The sequence below is a fragment of the Veillonella sp. 20925_1_51 genome (assembly GCF_041431445.1).
Taxonomy (GTDB): domain Bacteria; phylum Bacillota; class Negativicutes; order Veillonellales; family Veillonellaceae; genus Veillonella; species Veillonella nakazawae.
On record NZ_JAPVXT010000003.1, the window covers coordinates 47,799 to 66,510 of the forward strand.

The 18,712-nt window shown below is 38.0% G+C and carries 24 protein-coding genes; 22 read left to right on the forward strand and 2 right to left on the reverse strand.

Features of this window, described 5'->3' with window-relative positions:
• Nucleotides 1-4 precede the first annotated feature (4 nt).
• The 16 genes from O3607_RS04145 (at nucleotide 5) to O3607_RS04220 (ending at nucleotide 13,837) form a co-directional block, all read left to right on the forward strand.
• Nucleotides 5-4,432, forward strand: coding sequence for an ESPR-type extended signal peptide-containing protein (locus O3607_RS04145; RefSeq protein WP_371443369.1), 4,428 nt, complete (start codon nucleotides 5-7; stop codon nucleotides 4,430-4,432).
• A gap of 159 nt (nucleotides 4,433-4,591) precedes the next feature.
• Nucleotides 4,592-5,434: a DUF6630 family protein gene (locus tag O3607_RS04150; protein ID WP_371443370.1), complete on the forward strand. Its 843-nt coding sequence runs from the start codon at nucleotides 4,592-4,594 to the stop codon at nucleotides 5,432-5,434.
• A gap of 118 nt (nucleotides 5,435-5,552) precedes the next feature.
• On the forward strand, nucleotides 5,553-6,368 hold the full coding sequence (locus O3607_RS04155) for a DUF2262 domain-containing protein (RefSeq protein WP_129823285.1): 816 nt from the start codon (nucleotides 5,553-5,555) through the stop codon (nucleotides 6,366-6,368).
• A gap of 38 nt (nucleotides 6,369-6,406) precedes the next feature.
• A complete protein-coding gene (locus tag O3607_RS04160) occupies nucleotides 6,407-6,910 on the forward strand; it encodes a hypothetical protein (RefSeq protein WP_371443371.1) in 504 nt (167 codons plus the stop codon).
• A gap of 71 nt (nucleotides 6,911-6,981) precedes the next feature.
• Nucleotides 6,982-7,488: a hypothetical protein gene (locus O3607_RS04165; RefSeq protein WP_371443372.1), complete on the forward strand. Its 507-nt coding sequence runs from the start codon at nucleotides 6,982-6,984 to the stop codon at nucleotides 7,486-7,488.
• A gap of 36 nt (nucleotides 7,489-7,524) precedes the next feature.
• A complete protein-coding gene (locus tag O3607_RS04170; protein WP_371443373.1) occupies nucleotides 7,525-8,067 on the forward strand; it encodes a hypothetical protein in 543 nt (180 codons plus the stop codon).
• 25 nt (nucleotides 8,068-8,092) lie between these two features.
• On the forward strand, nucleotides 8,093-8,899 hold the full coding sequence (locus O3607_RS04175) for a hypothetical protein (RefSeq protein ID WP_371443374.1): 807 nt from the start codon (nucleotides 8,093-8,095) through the stop codon (nucleotides 8,897-8,899).
• An 18-nt stretch (nucleotides 8,900-8,917) separates the two neighbouring features.
• Nucleotides 8,918-9,256, forward strand: coding sequence for a barstar family protein (locus tag O3607_RS04180; RefSeq protein WP_371443375.1), 339 nt, complete (start codon nucleotides 8,918-8,920; stop codon nucleotides 9,254-9,256).
• A gap of 132 nt (nucleotides 9,257-9,388) precedes the next feature.
• A complete protein-coding gene (locus tag O3607_RS04185; RefSeq protein ID WP_371443376.1) occupies nucleotides 9,389-9,982 on the forward strand; it encodes a hypothetical protein in 594 nt (197 codons plus the stop codon).
• 103 nt (nucleotides 9,983-10,085) lie between these two features.
• The gene (locus tag O3607_RS04190) at nucleotides 10,086-10,592 is read left to right on the forward strand and encodes a DUF1877 family protein (RefSeq protein WP_371443377.1); all 507 of its coding nucleotides are present in this window, start codon (nucleotides 10,086-10,088) and stop codon (nucleotides 10,590-10,592) included.
• A gap of 77 nt (nucleotides 10,593-10,669) precedes the next feature.
• Entirely contained in the window at nucleotides 10,670-11,434 is a 765-nt protein-coding gene (locus O3607_RS04195; protein ID WP_371443378.1) for a leucine-rich repeat domain-containing protein, read from the forward strand.
• A 57-nt stretch (nucleotides 11,435-11,491) separates the two neighbouring features.
• On the forward strand, nucleotides 11,492-11,785 hold the full coding sequence (locus O3607_RS04200) for a DUF2695 domain-containing protein (RefSeq protein WP_178885812.1): 294 nt from the start codon (nucleotides 11,492-11,494) through the stop codon (nucleotides 11,783-11,785).
• Nucleotides 11,786-11,894: 109 nt separating this feature from the next.
• Nucleotides 11,895-12,392, forward strand: a complete 498-nt coding sequence (locus O3607_RS04205) for an ECF transporter S component (RefSeq protein WP_316590731.1) — start codon at nucleotides 11,895-11,897, stop codon at nucleotides 12,390-12,392.
• Nucleotides 12,393-12,454: 62 nt separating this feature from the next.
• Nucleotides 12,455-12,736: a type II toxin-antitoxin system Phd/YefM family antitoxin gene (locus tag O3607_RS04210; RefSeq protein WP_024066751.1), complete on the forward strand. Its 282-nt coding sequence runs from the start codon at nucleotides 12,455-12,457 to the stop codon at nucleotides 12,734-12,736.
• 2 nt (nucleotides 12,737-12,738) lie between these two features.
• Nucleotides 12,739-13,065, forward strand: a complete 327-nt coding sequence (locus tag O3607_RS04215; protein ID WP_257846823.1) for a type II toxin-antitoxin system RelE/ParE family toxin — start codon at nucleotides 12,739-12,741, stop codon at nucleotides 13,063-13,065.
• A 385-nt stretch (nucleotides 13,066-13,450) separates the two neighbouring features.
• Nucleotides 13,451-13,837 carry a succinylarginine dihydrolase gene (locus tag O3607_RS04220; protein ID WP_371443379.1) on the forward strand — a complete coding sequence of 129 codons (387 nt, stop codon included), beginning with the start codon at nucleotides 13,451-13,453 and terminating at the stop codon, nucleotides 13,835-13,837.
• A 168-nt stretch (nucleotides 13,838-14,005) separates the two neighbouring features.
• Here the strand turns inward: O3607_RS04220 and O3607_RS04225 are convergent, their stop codons facing one another.
• Both O3607_RS04225 and O3607_RS04230 read right to left on the reverse strand, forming a co-directional pair.
• Nucleotides 14,006-14,077 (reverse strand): putative holin-like toxin, encoded by a 72-nt coding sequence (locus O3607_RS04225; protein WP_219565824.1) that lies wholly within the window; start codon nucleotides 14,075-14,077, stop codon nucleotides 14,006-14,008.
• A gap of 213 nt (nucleotides 14,078-14,290) precedes the next feature.
• A complete protein-coding gene (locus O3607_RS04230) occupies nucleotides 14,291-14,668 on the reverse strand; it encodes a carboxymuconolactone decarboxylase family protein (protein WP_295221874.1) in 378 nt (125 codons plus the stop codon).
• A 66-nt stretch (nucleotides 14,669-14,734) separates the two neighbouring features.
• Here O3607_RS04230 and O3607_RS04235 point away from each other — a divergent pair, with 66 nt between their 5' ends.
• The 6 genes from O3607_RS04235 (at nucleotide 14,735) to O3607_RS04260 (ending at nucleotide 18,525) form a co-directional block, all read left to right on the forward strand.
• The gene (locus O3607_RS04235; RefSeq protein ID WP_105093713.1) at nucleotides 14,735-15,097 is read left to right on the forward strand and encodes a MerR family transcriptional regulator; all 363 of its coding nucleotides are present in this window, start codon (nucleotides 14,735-14,737) and stop codon (nucleotides 15,095-15,097) included.
• 503 nt (nucleotides 15,098-15,600) lie between these two features.
• Nucleotides 15,601-15,945, forward strand: a complete 345-nt coding sequence (locus O3607_RS04240) for a zinc ribbon domain-containing protein YjdM (protein WP_119206923.1) — start codon at nucleotides 15,601-15,603, stop codon at nucleotides 15,943-15,945.
• Nucleotides 15,946-16,047: 102 nt separating this feature from the next.
• Complete coding sequence (locus tag O3607_RS04245) at nucleotides 16,048-16,443, forward strand: hypothetical protein (RefSeq protein WP_295793048.1); 396 nt, start codon at nucleotides 16,048-16,050, stop codon at nucleotides 16,441-16,443.
• 10 nt (nucleotides 16,444-16,453) lie between these two features.
• The gene (locus O3607_RS04250; protein WP_119206925.1) at nucleotides 16,454-16,972 is read left to right on the forward strand and encodes a phosphatidylglycerophosphatase A; all 519 of its coding nucleotides are present in this window, start codon (nucleotides 16,454-16,456) and stop codon (nucleotides 16,970-16,972) included.
• Nucleotides 16,973-17,063: 91 nt separating this feature from the next.
• The gene (locus O3607_RS04255) at nucleotides 17,064-17,603 is read left to right on the forward strand and encodes a cysteine hydrolase family protein (protein ID WP_105093710.1); all 540 of its coding nucleotides are present in this window, start codon (nucleotides 17,064-17,066) and stop codon (nucleotides 17,601-17,603) included.
• Between the two features lie 292 nt (nucleotides 17,604-17,895).
• Nucleotides 17,896-18,525 carry a superoxide dismutase gene (locus O3607_RS04260; RefSeq protein ID WP_302207528.1) on the forward strand — a complete coding sequence of 210 codons (630 nt, stop codon included), beginning with the start codon at nucleotides 17,896-17,898 and terminating at the stop codon, nucleotides 18,523-18,525.
• Nucleotides 18,526-18,712 lie beyond the last annotated feature (187 nt).

Consider the following 18,712-nt stretch of genomic DNA (forward strand, 5'->3'; position numbering starts at 1 on the left):
TATTATGAACAAAATTTTTAAAGTGGTTTGGAATGCAAAAAAAGGATGTAATGTAGTTACATCTGAAAAGGCAAAAAGTACATCCCGTTTCCAAGGATCTACTAGATTAGCGGCAATGGCTATATTAGGTTTAACTGTAATCACTAGTGGTGTGAATACCGCTAGTGCAGAAGGGGCGACTACTACAGTTGGTACAATTGAAGTTAATACCTCAAATAATCTTACATATATCGGCGGTCATTTACAGCCTGGTACAAATTTAACAGCTATGGATTCAAATACATATTCAATTTCTGGTACAATTGCAAACCCTACTAGTATGGCATTTAATGGGAATACGAATACGACTGCTTATATCTACGCAAATGGTCAGTTAATTCCAGATACATCCTTTGTAGCAAATGGTACAGAGCAAGCAACATCTACTCGTAATATTACTAAAATGTGGAATGATAGTGGCACTGTTGATGGTAATGGAAACTATATTCATTCTACAAGTCCAGTTAAAAAAGCTGCTCAAATTTCTCCAGTAGAAACTAAACAAACCGTAATTTCCTCACCTGGTAAAGCGCAGAAAGGTACAATAAAGACAGAAGTCCTTGGCACCACAACTACTACGACTACGGGTAAAACTGTAACTATTAGTAAATTGTCAGACAATTTAGCATTTGCAAATATTGGAGGCCTTGCTGAAGCTGGTTCAAGTACTATGGCATCTTATGATTTAATGCTTGATGATATCACGCAAGCTGCATTGAATGAACATGCAAAAGCCATCAACACTTTAACAGAGCTTGCAGTAGATGCTCAAAATGATAAGCAAACAGCTTTTGTAGATGCTAATGGTAATAAAGTTGTAAAAACAACTGACTCTACTGGTACAACAGAGGGGTATTATTTAGAAAGTGATATCGATTCCACTACAGGTAAGGCTAAAGTTGGTGCCAGTACAGTAGCTCATACAGATATTCATGTAAGTCTATTAGATGCATCTGGATCTACGACTACTCCTACAAAATTGAGTAATATTGCTGATGGTACAGTTGCTGCTAATAGTAAAGAGGCAGTCAATGGTGGTCAATTATTTGATGTGAAAACGACAGCGGAAGCTGCCAATACTGCAGTTACTACAAAAGGGATCAAATTCGATGGTGATACAGGTACAACTATCACTCGCAAACTAGATGAAACACTAAATATTAAAGGGAATACAGCAACTAGTGCTGTATTAACAGATGGTAACATTGGTGTAGTTTCTGATGGTACAGATACACTGTTAGTTAAATTAGCTCGAAATATTGATCTTGGCACTAATGGTTCTGTTACAACTGGTAATGCTAAAATTAGCAACGCTGGTCTCACATCTAAAGATGCTGCTGGTAATACAACTGTAGTAAATGGTTCTGGTCTATCTTTCACCGATAACACTGGTGCTGCCATAGGTCCTAGCATTACAAAAGACGGTATCAATGCGGGGAATAAAACAGTTAGCAATGTAGCCACAGCCGTTAATGGTACAGATGCCGTTAATAAAGCGCAATTAGATGCGGCTATTGCAGCAATCCCTACAACGGGAGGAGCGACTACACTTAAGACTGCGGCAGATAACAGTACGACAGGAACTGTAGCATTAGGAACACAATCTCTTGCCGTTAATGGTACTGCTAACTATGTAACAACGACTGCAAATGGTAATGCCATTACCGTTGATTTAGCACAATCTATCAAAGATAAAATTAATACAGCCGCTACTGTAGCTGGCAATGGTAAAGATGGTCGAGATGGTTCTAATGGTACAGCTGGAGCATCTATTACTGGGCCAACAGGCAAAGATGGATTAAATGGTAAAGATTTAACGGATAAAACACATGCTATTCGTAATGGCGAAGCTGGTATTATCGTGTACACAAATGATGCTGGTGAGCGTTTAGTAAAAGCCAATGATGGGAACTACTACAAAGCGGCTGAGGTAAATGCAGACGGTACAACTGTAGCGGGTGCAACGGCTGTAACTAATCCAGTAGCAAGCCTAGTAAATCCAGATGGTACAACAACTGGTGCTACAACTAAATTAACTAACGTTGCTGATGGCACAGTTGCTGCTAATAGTAAAGAGGCAGTCAATGGTGGTCAATTATTTGATGTAAAAACAATAGCAGACGCTGCCAATACTACAGTTACTACAAAAGGGATCAAATTTGATGGTGATACAGGTACAACTATCACTCGCAAACTAGATGAAACACTAAATATTAAAGGGAATACAGCAACTAGTGCTGTATTAACAGATGGTAACATTGGTGTAGTTTCTTATGGTACAGATACATTATTAGTAAAATTAGCACAAAAGATTAATCTTGGTACAGCTGGTTCTGTTACAATGGGCAATACTGCCATTAGTAACGCTGGTGTAACCTCAAAAGACATTGCTGGTAATACAACAGTTGTCAATGGTTCTGGTGTATCTTTCAAAGATAGTACTGATACTGCAACGGGTCCTAGCATTACAAAAGACGGTATCAATGCGGGGAATAAAACAGTTAGCAATGTAGCCACAGCCGTTAATGGTACAGATGCCGTTAATAAAGCGCAATTAGACGCGGCTATTGCAGCCATCCCTACAACTGGAGGGGCGAGTACACTTAAGACTGCGGCAGATAACAGTACGACAGGAACTGTAGCATTAGGAACACAATCTCTTGCCGTTAATGGTACTGCTAACTATGTAACAACGACTGCAAATGGTAATGCCATTACCGTTGATTTAGCACAATCTATCAAAGATAAAATTAATACAGCCGCTACTGTAGCTGGCAATGGTAAAGATGGTCGAGATGGTTCTAATGGTACAGCTGGAGCATCTATCACTGGACCAACAGGTAAAGATGGATTAAATGGCAAAGATTTAACGGATAAAACAAATGCTATTCGTAATGGCGAAGCTGGCATTATCGTGTACACAAATGATGCTGGTGAGCGTTTAGAAAAAGCCAATGATGGCAACTACTACAAAGCAGCTGATGTAAATGCAGACGGTACAACTGTAGCGGGTGCAACGGCCGTAACTAGCCCAGTAGCCAGTCTCGTGAATCCAGATGGTACAACAACTGGTGCTACAACTAAATTAACTAACGTTGCTGATGGCACAGTTGCTGCTAATAGTAAAGAGGCAGTCAATGGTGGTCAATTATTTGATGTAAAGCAAAATATTACTAATTTGACTAATACTGTTAATAGTGGATTGACTTTTAAAGGAGATACTGGCACACAATTCAACCGTGCATTAGGTACGACTGTTAATGTAGTTGGTGGTACAACTGGTAATGGCACAACTAACAATGTTGTGGTAACTGCAAATGGTACAGATACATTAACTGTTAAATTAGCTGAAAATATTGATCTTGGCACTAATGGTTCTGTTACAACTGGTAACACTAAAATTAGCAATGCTGGTCTAACATCTAAAGATACTACTGGTAATACAACAGTTGTCAATGGCTCTGGTCTATCTTTCACTGATAATACTGGTGCTGCTACTGGTCCTAGCATTACAAAAGATGGTATCAATGCTGGTGGGAAAATCATTAGTAATGTAGCAACAGCGGTTAATGGTACCGATGCAGTTAACTTGACTCAAGTACAAAATATGATCTCTGGTATCGGTGGCGGCGCACAAAGTAAAGTTACCGAAGGTGACAATATCAAAGTTACGGAATCACCAGATACAGCTACAAATGGTAAAGTATTTAATGTTGCACTTAAAGACTCCATCTCTGTTACAAATGTAACAACTACAGATGCAGCTGGAAATACAACTGTAACTAATGGTAATGGTGTAACTATCACTGGTGCTTCTAGCCCTACAAATCCAGGTAAGACTGTATCTCTATCTGCTGATGGCTTGAATAATGGAGGTAATCAAATCCATAATGTAGCACCTGGAATATCTGCTAATGATGCAGCAACTGTAGGCCAAGTACAAGCTGCTTTGAGTGGTGTAAACAGTGCGTTTAATGGTTTGGATAGCAAAATAAATACAACTGGTGCAAATGCAGCAGCATTGGCTGGTTTGAAACCAATTCAATACGATCCATTGGAACCAACTCAAATCATGGCTGCATATGGTCATTATCATAATAAATCTGCTGTAGCAGTTGGTGTGGCTCATTTCACTGATGAAAGTACTATGCTCCATGCTGGTGTAACTCTTGACGATCAAAATAACATGTTCAATGTTGGGGTAACTAAAAAAGTAGGTTCATCCACAGCTAAAAAAGCAATTCCTGAACGTTATAAAGGTGGCCCAATTAGCTCTATATACGTAATGAATGATGAAATTACTGCATTGAAAGAAGAAAATGCAAGAATTAAACAAGAAAATGAAGAAACTAAAGCTAAATTGGCAATGGTTATGGAAAAATTAGGCTTATAATCCAATAAAATAGGGATGCGACATGTTCGCATCCCTATTTTTGTGTTTATATTTTGTTATTTAAGGTACTTATAAATCATGCTATTTAATTTATAAACAATGATATAATTAGATAAAATAGTGTATTTGTAAAAAGTAGTTATATAAAGGTATATCCTTATGAATTTTAACAATTGGATTCAAGAAAAACTTTTCGACAATTACGAAGAATGGCATATGAAGAGCCCTGATTATAATCGGAATGGTTTTAATATAGTAGGTATAGATAATACATTAAAGGCTATGCATGATGGATATTTCATGTATGTTGAATTATACCCACCTCATGCCATCGATGGATGTACTGCCATGAAAGCACGTGTAGGTAAAAAGCAGGATGCAGTAGATTTATTCTTAGATATAGATGGCAAGACCTATCGCATGGCTGATGTAAGCTATCCTGACGCAGTGAAGATGATGCGGGCTTTTGTGAAAAAACGCAGAGTACCTGATTGTAGTTCGTGTGTGGAAGTAGCGTATCTAGATATCGATCAGACGAAACCGACATTTACAGAGTTAGCAACGTTGTTGCTAGGCGATGCTAAACAAGCCAAATCATTCATGTCCAAGGCAAAGTTACATTCCATGGAAGAACTAGAAGATAGCTGGTGGAATCTCTATGAGAAGTTGCTATCTACTGGTCGTGCTGTAGAGTTATCTTTGAAAATCGAATTAGAGGATTTTCTTTATAATGTGCAGAAGTTAATCCATAATAAAAATTTATCTACTGATGAAAATTTAACTGGAGATGTATCTATTGATACATCCGCATTCGATGACAGTCAATGTATTGGGGACTGGTGCGCACATTTTAATTCCACGTGGAAAAACCATAAGTTAGTAGGTATGGACATCGGCACAGATAGTTTGGTGCTCATGGTACTTTCAAATGAGGAATTTAAAAGAGCCCAAGAACTAGCGAAAGAATTATTACATAGAATCGATGTAGCTGAACGTTTGTGATGTAACGAAAATTATAATGTAGTGGCACGATTATAATGTGGCCGTATCTATAAAAGGTCGTAATTATTAACTGTAAACAGTTTGAACTGTATAAATGTAATGAATAGGAGAGAGTCATATGAGTATTGTACATTTGCCAGAATATGAAGCAGAGTTCGAGCCGGAAGTCTTTGAAATCTATGCATTGCCGCGCAGTGATGCGAATGGGGCGAGTCCTTATTTAGAGAAGTACCATAGACCATTAGTGTCCACCGATGCTATCCTAGATACTCGAACTGGCGTGCTTGACCGTAGCGAAGGCATTTTGACGTGGATTATTGAGGGCCTTGATGATCGATGGGGTTATTCTTTTGAGCCACACGGTGTCTATAAACTGTTAGTTAAGAAAGCTAAGCCCTTAGAGGATTTAGGCTATATGCGTCCCTCTTGGAATAATCGCTATTATGTGCTCGAGGTATTAGAGGAGCACGCTAAACATAGCGAATTAGAGGCGTTGTCGGCGTATTTGAAAACCCCTAAATACCTTCATACTGACAGGGGTGAATTCCTGTTAAATCGAGAGTATCAATATTACACAGCGAGAATTGATGATTATGCATTCACTCTTGATGTGGACGAGGGTTCTGATGAAAGCTGCACTGTGGCATTGGAGGCTTTCAATAAGATTGAAAATTTCAAAGACTTTGAACAACGAATTAGCACATACATTAGTGAACATTTACTAGACCTTGCTAACGATTGGCTCGACAATGATGACCAAGATCCGATTACGGCAGAAATATTTGCCAAGCGTATTACGATGGGCGAATTGGCGTTCCGCAATGATGGTACCATAGAGGTCTATTATGACGATGACGATATTTTCTGGGGGCACTGCATCATAGCCAATATTGATGCGGATGGGAACCCTGTTAGTGCGGATATTGCAGGATAATGAACTAGTGGAGTGTGGCGAACTAGTGGGGTATCATAATGATAAAATCTGAATTAATGACATTATGGAACGTTAAAAGCTGGACTGTAGAACCGCATGGCGTTTACTTTGTAGCCCGTCAATTAGTGGCCGATGGAGTCGCAAATCACGAAGATCATACAATAGAGACTCAAGTAAAAAATCTTGTAGAGGATACAGTAAAGACTCAAGTAGAAAATGTAGAACAAGCCTTCAATAGCCTCAATATTAGCTGCTCTGGTTATACAGAGGACGAGATGCTTTCACTAACATTTTGGACACAGTTATATACTAAATTAGATGAATTAGACCGAGTGGCACAGAAAATCATCCAAAAGGAGATGTCTCCAGATGAGTCTGTGGTGCTAAAACTAACAGATATTATGTTAGATAAATCAGGTTGTTACGACGCATTTGCACTAGGTTATGATATAGGTGAATCCCCAGCAGGACATCTATATGTTTTGGTTTCTTTTGATGAAAACTTTACGGCTCAACAAGATGTGATTTATGAAACCTTATAGAGTTGTATTAAAGTGGTGACGCGGGTGTTGTAGACTATCTAAAAAAATAAGTGATACATAGGAGAGAGACGATGGAAAATCTGTATAAAGAATTAAGAAGCTTTTTTGCCAATGATATTGATCTAAATGATTTATTTGATTCCGAAGCTATCATCTGGATTGACTGGCGTGAGTACGACGAAGATGTAGTGCGCTATTTTAATGACATGATGGATGAGCCTATCGATATTAAAACGGTTAGTAATGGCAAGGCTTATGGTGACGATATTGTGTTACAAAAAGGCGATAAAGAGCTGCAGATTCCTTACGTTGATGAGCAAGATCGAGATGTGACCATCAAATATTTCAATGACTTTGTTAAGCCTGATTATGAGGTGCGTTGGTTTGCTGAAAGCCTTGGAAACGATACGCTCGGCTTTACCGTGCTTTCAGGGGCAGAATGGGCCAATTTAGACGATGAATTTGGGGCAGATACAGTTCGTTACTATTTCGAGCCAATTGATCTTGAAAGTAACATGTTTAATCTCGACATGGATGAAGTTTCTGCATTATTAGAATTACGAGAAAATAATAGATGAAATAGAGAGATGAGAGAATTAATAAGAGGGAAGAATATGGATTATTTAAAACTATTGTGTGAAGATTCTAACTTGGCAGCAGATTTTGATATGCTGTTTGATTTCTGCCTATTAGACGGGTTGGAAGAACGAGATGCTGCTGAAGGGCGATGCGCATTCTCTTTACCCGGCAAAGCTTTTGCTCGTGATGGTGCCGGTGGCGAATATCATCAATTGGAGGATGGCTCTATCGGGTATATGAGTAGCGAAGGGGAATGTGGCCGCATAGCTGAAAGTGTAGATGATTTAATTCATTTATTGGTGTATAGCATTTGCTGGCATGACTATTGTGACGCCAGTCAATATACGGATATATCTGCTCTCGAAGCCTATGCCAATGAGCGTCATGATGAAATCGCTTCTTATACAGAAATGGATGTATGGGAAACCGTTGTTCAGGCGCTAGGTATGCCTTTAGAAGTCAATGTGGCTGCTGAATTACAAAAATTCTATGACGCTGCACATCGAGGTCCTTTATATATTTGTTATTTCCATGAAGATGATGGAACCGTTACAGAATCACAAAATCTGTTTTTCTAGACGTATTGCTTAAAAGGAGAATTATATGGCTATTGATGGAGTAAAAATCATAGATAGTGATGATGGCCATGATATTTATAATTTGATTGTTGAGCGCTATAGAGATGGCACTAGTATTGATACGATTGTTTCAGAAATTTTGGCTGAAGAGCAGACTTTTTGTACTGACGAATTCTATACAGAAATTTATTGGACTGCCGTAGCCTATTCGCTGTGGAAGATAGGTCATCTGCCGCAGGATATCAAAGAGAAAGCATTAGACATAATCGCGAAGGGCGCTCATGAGTTTTGGCTAGAAATTGATAGTAAGGCGCTCAAACAACGTCAAAAGATGTTAGATACATTAGCCGTACAACTACAAAGTGAAAATCCAAAGCCTCTAAAGGTTCGTAAATCTAAAACAAAGCGAGAACCTCATTTTAAGGTGGGCGACGTATTAGCTGTTAAGTTTGAAAACGAGTATGGAGCTATTTTTGTATCTGACGTGGATCAATCACCGCGGAAAATCGAGTACCATTTGGCTTGTACGCGGCTTTTACAAAAAGAAAAACCTACAATGGAGCAGTTTTTAAATAGTAAAATCGCCTGCCGGAAAGACAATACAAATTTCGGTATCGATACCGACTGTTGGGTTAATCATAAAGACCTAGGCCTATTGCTAGACCATTTAGAAATCATTGGAACTGTTGAGCTATATCCGTGCAAGCTGTGGAAACTAGCACCAGCAGGCACGTTGGAAGATATCTATGAGGAGATTGTAGATAATCCTAGGCTAGGAAAACTGCGTTTCATAGACACCTATGAACTGGTGAAAGAGGTTATTCAGAAATAATTACGGGGTAAAGTGATAATGGAGAGGCTTAATCAGGTTGATACAAAAAATGCTATGCCTAGACAAGTGTTTACTATTGATGGCCGAAAATTTTCTAATATGAAAGGGTTTTATCAAGAAGTAGAGGCTGTATTTACAGATGATTTAGGTTGGCACATTGGAGATAATTTAGATGCTTTCAACGATGTACTCCGCGGTGGTTTTGGCCGCCATGAATATGGTGTGCCTGTCCATATTCGGTGGATTTCTTATGATAAAAGTATTAGAAATTTAGGTCAAGAAACAATGGCTGAAATCGAGGAAATCATTTTAGATACGGATAATAGTGGACATGATTGTACACTAGAGAAACTCTAAATGTAGGGTATGGTGAATAAGTTTAGATAGGTAAACTTTATTTCTTAATTTTATAGATACTTATGAACTGGTAAAAGAGGTTATTCAGAAATAATCTTCGGGAGAATGCGTTACTATAAAGGTGTAAATTTAATGGATACTGTGACGAAACAATATATAGAAACTGTGAAAGTCAGTGACATACCCTGGCATCGTTTGACCACAACTTACGGCCGTGCTACAGATTTTCCTGCTCATCTTGAGGTGTTGTGGGATATGAAGAACGTTGATGCTATTGATGTGGCAGGTGAAGAGCTGGCCCAAAACATTGAGCATCAATCGACTTTATGGCATGCTACGCCCTTTGCGTTGATTTTTCTATTACGTATTTTTAAAAAAGCCGTTGAAGAACAAGGCCATAATGAGATCGCAAGATATTTAGTAAAAGAATTAGCTGAATTATTCATCATTATTGCTGAGTGTATTAGAGATGGTCTTATGCTAGAACATGCAGATCCACTACCGAGTTTTGCGGATATGCTCAACGAAGAATATCTTTGGTCTGAAGAGTATGATGAAGACGAAGATATTCTTAGATATGAGGAAGAAGAGGTATTTCCGGATGACCTATTCTTTAGTTTTTACTACTATTCTTTAAAAGTGCTTCTATTATGTAAGCCGTTGTTAGATAAAAATAACAAATATGAGGTTACATTGTTAGAATTACTGAAAGAGATTGACCACTAATAATCTATGGAGGTTATACTCTATTAAATGTTTATAGAAATCATGGATTATTAAATATCTAGGGAGATTCTGGATTACTAGTTATCTACGGAGGGTTTAGACTATGGGATTGATTGCAAATTATAGCTGTTTAAGCGATGTAAATTTAAAAGAGCTTAAAACCATGGGATCAGAAGAAGAGGAAATTCTTGAAAGTGTTGAAGAGTGGAATGACGACGATGAGTTATTGCTTGATATCGACAAGATGTGGGATGTACTCCATTTTGTGCTAACTGGTGTGGGCACTGACCATAAAGACGATAAAAATCCTCTTAGCCAAGCGGTACTAGGCGTAATGGCTATTGAGGATATATCAGACTATGTAGCATATACAGAACATAATCATTTAGCCAATATTGTGGCAGCTCTAGATCAATTTGATATTGAAAGTGCACTCGAATCTTTTGATATGACTGCTTGCAAAGAAGCAGAACTATACCCAAATATTTGGGACTACGACGAAGAAGAGGAGGAAATCAAAGATGAGATTCTCCACGATTTCGAGCAGATGAAGGTGTTCTATAAAAAAGTGCTAGAAGCGAAGGGGCATGTGCTTGTATCAATTTGTTAGGCCCGTTATAATCTGTTGGACATGGCTCTGGTTATAGATAAACTAATTATAGGACTGACAAAGATGAGGAATTGTAAATGGCAGTGTTAACAGAAAAGCAAATTAAATATGGCTTTGACTACTATCATAAGGATGAGAAACAACTAAAATCTGTAGTTGAGGTTTCTGAATATGATGGTGAAGACAAGCTGATAATTAATTGCACACAGCTAGATGAAGACTATTCTGCTAAAGATAAAAAACGTATTTTACAGGAGTGGTATGATTTTTTAGTTGAACATCCAGATACTTTTACAGAGCTCATGTTTTGTACAAGAATGCCACAGGAGTTATTTGATGCGGTGTGTGCCCAGCGTAGACTTAAAAGGTTACATATAAAATGGGGTGTTTATCCAGATATTTTAAAACTTGAGAATTTACAAGAGCTAGAATATCTACATATTGGGTCCGGAAGAAGTGTATCAAGCTTAGAGCCTATTTCAAGATTAGTAAATTTAGTAGCGCTGTCGATTGAAAACTTTCAAAAAATTGATGATTATGCGCCATTAGCTAATCTAAAACATCTTGAAAGTCTTGCCTTAGAAGGTGATTTTGCATCGCCAAAAATTCTTAAGGTTCAATCCTTAGAATTTCTACGCCATATGAAACAGTTGCGCTTTTTTAGCTTTTTAACGGCAAAGGTGATAGATAAAGACTACTCTCCCATTTTAGAACTCAATAATTTAGAACATCTTACGTTAAAATCTTGTAAAGAGGTTAAGCAGTTGTACCCTCAATTCGTTAAACTACCAAAATTAAAATATGGCATAGTTTTAGAACGACCAGAATTATATGAGAAATAAGGCTTGAGATATAAGTCATGAGCTATAACTTATAATACATAAAAGGGAGTAATCATAATGGACAAAGCGCGTAAAAAGGAATTATTGAAAGGCTATAAAGCTAAAGAAAAACAGAATTTTAAAGATAGTTTACCTATGGACGAAGAATTATTTTGGAATCTCTTTGATTATGTAGACGAGAAATTAGAAACAAATGACGGTTGCGATCATAGTCTGACTTTCACAAGAGAGTTTTTAGAAAAACAAAAGGTAGATGTTGAAAGCGTACTAGACTGGATTATCAACGAAGGTGGCGGTTGTGATTGCGAGGTTCTCTACAATGTAGAGGAACGTTTTGAAGAGTACTGTTAATAGTATTTTTTATAGTTAATTCTATGTATTTGCAGGTGTTACCATAAAGGTATATAGTATAGGCATGTGATGGATATAGTCACATGTCTATTTTTATAAGGAGGACGCTATGCAACACGTTCAAAACCGCAGTACTACGTCCGCGTTAGTACTCACAGCCGTATTGATTGCCCTCGCAACATTGTTTACCATGTACACGAAAATCCCAGTACCTGGCATTCGCGGCTATTTCAATGTTGGAGATGTCGTTATTATGACGTCAGCTCTATTATTAGGTCGAAAATATGGCGCCTATATTGGTGCTATCGGCCCAGCGTTAGCTGATTTATTCCTCGGCTACGCAGTCTTTGTACCAATTACCTTCGTAGTGAAAGGCATTGAAGGCTATCTTGTCGGTACTGTCTATAACAATAAGACGACTACCTCTGCCTTGGTGGCAACCATTGTAGGTGGTATTATCATCGTAGCAGGCTACTTTATCGCCGAATACTTTGTATTTGATCCAGGCGTAGCCATTGCTAGCATTGTGACCAATACCATTCAAGCCGTTATGAGCGTTATTATTAGCATGATTCTCTATGCTATCTTGCGTAGACGATTGGGATAGGATTAGTGATTCACAATTCATATACAAATTATGATATAATTTGTATATGAGGAGGTGCTTTTATGGGGTTATTACGTGAAAGTATCCGGCCATCGTCGGATTTAAGAAATAAATATAATGAAATCTCTACAGTTTTGAAAACAGGGGATGAAGCTTGTATTATGACGGTAAATGGTCGTGGTGATACGGTATGTATGGGATATGAAACCTATAATAAATTGAAAGCACAGATAGAATTATTAGAGGCTATTGCCTTGGCAGAGGAAGATGAACGAAAAGGTAGAATGGGTCCTATTGAGGATACTTTTGTCAGCATAGAACAGTTGTTAGCTGAGGCGGAATAGTTATGGAAGACACTGCTTATCGTATCATTATTATGGCACAGGCCGATCAGGCATTGCATCATATTGTTCTGCATGTAAAGCAATCTTTTTCCAATGAAACTGCCAAGTCTGTTTATCAAGAGATTAAGGATAGAATTCTTTTATTAGCGGATAATCCTTATATGGGCATGATTCCAAGACATACTGTTTTACGTAATAAAAACTATCGTATGTTGATTATTAATAAAAATATTATTCTATATCGTGTCTTTGATGATAAAAACGAAGTGCGCATATATAATATATTTAGTCAACGGCAAGATTATTTACAACTTCTGCAAGGATTGTAGATGTTTAGTTGATTTGGTATAGATGAATAAAGGGAGACTCCGTTGTGAGTCTCCCTTTTGTAGTTATTTCCTTTGGAGCATTGATAGTGCTGATTTGTCGTAATAACGACAAATAGCCCTTCGTTACCAACTGGTAGCTGAAAACGAAAGGCCATTTCTGCATGTTTTATAATGTTTTGGGATGAGCCTGACGGAACCACTCGTCGACTATCTATCTATTAATTAATAGAGGGATTATCATATATAGTCAATTTGAACTAGATAAGTAAATATGACATCATTGTAAATTAATTGGAACTTGGACTGAATGGACATATTTTATTTGTTTTGTTAATATAAAACTCAATAATAATTTTATGTTGTGTGTTATGATTGGTGAAGGTTTATGGTTAGAGTTTTATATTTATTTTTATTGCTAGTTGTTTTGAGTCCTATTAATGCTTTTGCTGGTTATCAGAGGGATACGTTTGATATACAACGCTCTCTTAATGAGCAGATACATTCTCAGTTAAAGGTTCCGGCTGAAGTCCTTAGAACGAAGAATGATAAAGATTATAGTTTTACATTACTGATAAGAACGGATTCTCAAGGACGTATTACTTCTGTTGAGTTAGATCCAAATGAGAATATATCTAATGATGAGATATATTCAAAATTAGTACAGTCTGCAAAAGATACAGTTTGGAATATAGGGTATATTGATGTTAAAGAAGATCTTGTTATTTATGTTCCTTTTCATTTTATAATATCCTCTAAGGACGATGTAAATTGACAGTCTCTAGAATTCAGACTATACTATAAGTACAAAAGAGCCAGTTAACGTGTTCTAGGCGTTAGGCTCATCAAAGAATTGAGAAATTTGATAAACCTAACGTGTCTAAGTATTGCAGTACTTAGTCTTAAACGTTAGGTTTATCTTATTTTATAATCAAATAACTGATTATTTCTTAAGAATTAACACTACGAGGGTAGCGAATAAAATCATTAATGATAATGCTTCGTATACAGTCATAATGTCACCTCCCTCGAAAAGACGGAGATGAACCTAACTCACGTTAATGGCTCTTTCGTTATTAGTATATAGCGGATTTTGAATATTGAAAAATACGAATTAATTTCGTACAATTTTTACACGAATAAAGGGAGACTTTCTTAAGAGTCTCCCTTTGTTAGTTTTAAATAGACTAATATTTATTAATAGATTTTTATTACTGTCGTTCCTTGCTTATAGTATGTTTCGTTCTTCAAAGACCGATTTTACCGTGAACAGTGCGTTCAGCACGCGTGGAAATCCCGCATAGGGAATGCAGTGGGTACAGACCTCTACGATTTGCTCAGGCGCAATACCGACATTGAGTGCCGCATTGGTGTGTACTTTCAGCTGTGCCTCGCAACCGCCCAGCGTTAATAGGGATGCGAGCGTAATCAGTTCCCGTTCCTTGAAATCCAGGTTCGGGCGCGTGTAGATGTCGCCGAACAGCTCGACCAATAAATCGGCTATGGCCGGTGAAATCTCTTGAATTGTGTTATACACCTCCTCGCCGTGCAGCCCGTCAATTTGTTTCAATGTGTTCATACCGATGTTAAAACGTGTTTCTTTCATAATTATTACCTCCGTCTAGACGTATGATATATGCTCGAGTATACTTGAGGTCAAGGTGGTGAAAGTATGAAAATCGGTGAATTTTCAAAATTGGTGGGACTGTCTATTTCTACATTACGATATTATGAGGATCAAGGGTTCCTTCACATCGAGCGGCAGAACGGCATTCGCAATTACCATGCGGAGGATGTGGGGTTTGTGCAGTTTATTAAACGCTTGAAAGACATGGGAATGCCGCTTGCGAATATCAAGCGGTATGCGGATTTAAGGTATGCCGGATCTCATACGGTTCATGAAAGAATGACACTGTTACAAGACCACTATCGGTTTATTGAGGCCGAAATCAAACGATTGGAAGGCTATAAGAATAATCTAGAAGATAAGTTAGAGTTGTATGAAACTTTAATAAAGAGAAATGAGATTGATTAGGTTTTTTATTGTAGATGGTATATAGCACTTGTATCAATGTGGAGGTAGGTACCTCCTATTAATCATAATTTGACGATATATGGTATTCAACCTATAATATGAGTAGATAGCCGAGCGAGTAGAGACGTCAGGCTCATCTCAAAAAACTGAAAAAATCAGGAAATGGCCTTTTCGTTTTATCTAGCTACGAGCTGTAACGAAGGGCTATTTGCTTTTTGTAACGCAAATAAGGGCAATAAGTGAGCCGAATGAAATGAGAATTGTCAAAATATCTATGACAATTGATAAAATTTCAAAATCACTCATAGTTTCACCCCCTTCTAAAAAGAAGAGAGGCCCAACCTCGTCGGCTACACTATTATTATAATGCGAACTAATATGCGATACAATAAGCATTGATTAATAGAGATATAACTATTTTATAGAGTAGTTATAATGTTTTAGTGGAATAAAGTTTTATATGGTATAATACTTTCATTATGTAGTGAGAAAAGGAGATCTAAATGGCAAATTTACCTAACTGCCCTAAGTGCGGCGATGAGTACACATACGAAGATGGTCATATGTTTATCTGTCCTATGTGCGGACATGAATGGACAGCGGCTGATGCACAAGCTGCAGCTGAAGCAGGTATCATTCGCGATGCTAACGGCAACGAGCTAGCTGATGGCGATACAGTTGTTGTTGTAAAAGACCTCAAAGTAAAAGGTGCGGGCATCTTGAAACAAGGTACGCGCGTAAAGAATATTCGCCTCATCACTGGTGCAAGCGATGGCCATGATATCGATTGCAAAATCGATGGTTTCGGTGCAATGGCATTGAAATCTGAAATGGTTAAGAAAATCTAACTATAAAAAAATCCCTACTGATTATGCATCAGTAGGGATTTTTTCGTGGTATAATCAACGTATACTGCGTGTAGCGTGAGAGTATTTAGTCGAGAGGAAACTATGTTAAAACGTGTTGTGTTACTAGCCTTATTGGCGTCTATGATGGGAACTGTTAGTTCTTTAGCGGCTGATTTAAAGCCTACAGATAAGCGTACTTATGAATTACAGCAACAAATCTCTTATAATGTCATCATTCCTAGTGAGGCTTTCAAAACGAGTGCTGACGGTACCTTGATTGTTCCAGTAGAGATTAAGACTGATGATAAGGGGAATATTGTGGCTGTTGAAGCAGGGCCTAATAATTGGAAATTAGATCGAGAGGCTTACCCCATCTTTGAAGAGGCTGCCAAAGAGGCGGCTTGGAATACAAAGCATGTCGATACAGAGGAAGAATTGGTGATAACTATTCCAGTTAGTATTGTTATGTTATCCGGTGATAAGCCTAAGAAAAAATAAAGGAGCACTTATGGAATCTACAAAAGATTTAGAGCAATATACTTATGATCTACTGGCGGAGCGTGGTGTTACGCTAGAGGATATTGCAGAGCTCGTTTTATACGTTCAAAAACCGTATATGCCGAATTTAAAGATTGAAGAGTGCCGTGAACATGTGGCATCTGTGCTTTCAAAACGAGAGGTACACAATGCGATAATTACGGGTATTGAGCTCGACAAGTTAACGGAACAAAATAAACTGTCTCAGCCTTTGCAACGCATCGTGGCTAATGATGAAAGCCTCTATGGCATCGATGAAATTCTGGCCTTTTCCATCGTTAATCTGTATGGTTCTATTGGCTTTACGAACTATGGCTATTTAGATAAGGTAAAGCCTGGTATTATCAAAAAGCTTGATAGTGAAGAGGGCGGCCACTGTAATACCTTTCTCGATGATTTAGTAGGTGCCGTGGCGGCCGCTGCAGCAGGAAAGCTAGCTCATAATGAGCCACACCGCGTACGTCATGCGTTAGCTGAGGAAAAAGAATAAATTTCTAGTATTGATGTCATTGAGTATAAAGAGTATAACTAGTATAGTGAATAAATAATTTATTACTGGTAGGTTATATACAGGAGGAACTATGCAAAAGGTTCTAGTTGTTATTGATATGCAAAAAGATTTCGTAGATGGTGCCCTTGGCTCAGCACAGGCGCAGATGATTGTAGATAATGTGCGCCAAAAAATTGAGAACTTTGACGGGCCTATTATTTTTACGCGCGATACGCATGATACTAATTATCTTGAAAGCCAAGAGGGCAAGTTCTTGCCTGTTACACATTGCGTGAAGAATACAGAGGGCTGGCATATTGTGAAAGGTTTAATCGAAGCTGCAGAAGGGCGTCCTGTCATGAGCCCTGTATCCTTTATCGATAAGCCAAACTTTGGATCCTTTGAATTATTATCCCGTTTGGAAGGCATGAACTCGGTAAATCCTATTGAGTCTATTACGCTCGTTGGTTTATGTACTGATATTTGCGTTGTTTCTAATGCGATTATACTGAAAGCAGGTTTGCCAGAAATCCCTGTTTACGTAGATTCTAGCTGCTGTGCTGGCGTTACGGAAGAATCTCATCAAGCAGCATTAACAACAATGAAAATGTGTCAGTGTATCATTGACTAATCGAGCTTGTTGCAACTGTATTAGTTTGAAGTACAAGGGTGTATAACGTACCTTTAGTATGGATGTATTCAAATCGTATATTGATTAACTTATGTAAAGGCTATAGGTTATTCTATAGCCTTTTTACATGGGAAATCATATTGACGATTTTCTATATACAATGTACAATAAATAAAGAATGATAATTCATATCAATTAAATAAAATAAAGATGCAGGTGCATCGAAACGCTTTCACAAGAACGATACCTAGTATTTAAAATCGTTCGTGCCCTATATTTAAGGAGGACTATTATGAAACCTTTCGAACTCGCACCATTGCCATATGCTTATGATTATCTTGAGCCTGTTATCGACGCAGAAACAATGAATTTGCACCATGATAAGCACCATCAAGCGTATGTTAATAATTTGAACGCTGCTATCGCAAAATATCCTGATCTTGCTTATGGCTGTGTAGACTGCATCCTCGGCGATATCGCTAATGTGCCAGAGGACATCCGTCAAGCAGTTATCAACAACGGTGGCGGTCACAAGAACCACACTATGTTCTGGGAAATTATGACAAAACCAGATACGTCTAAATTGGAAGGCCCTTTGAAAGAGGCTATCGATGCTGAACTTGGTGGCTATGATGCCTTTGTTGAAAGCTTCTCCGCTGCAGCAGCAACACGCTTCGGCTCTGGTTGGGCATGGCTTGTGGTAAACAAAGATGGTAAACTCGAAGTGACATCTACTGCGAATCAAGACAATCCTCTGTTAGAAGGCAAAAAAGCCATTCTTTGCTTAGACGTTTGGGAACATGCATACTACTTGCACTACCAAAACCGTCGCCCGGACTATATCAAGGAATTCTTCCGCGTTATTAACTGGGACAAAGTATCTGAAAACTACGAAAAAGCCTTGAAACCACACCATCAATAAGATAGCTTTTGATATTGGTATATCTCTCAAACTAGTTGATCTCAGAAATATATAAATCTCTCATTTTACTAACTCTCTTAAAACTACGCCCCCTTTAGAGCCTTAAACCATTTATATTAGGAACATAATTTAATAGATAACGGATAGTTCATATATTCTCCGCCATACTTGACTGGGGATGTATTAT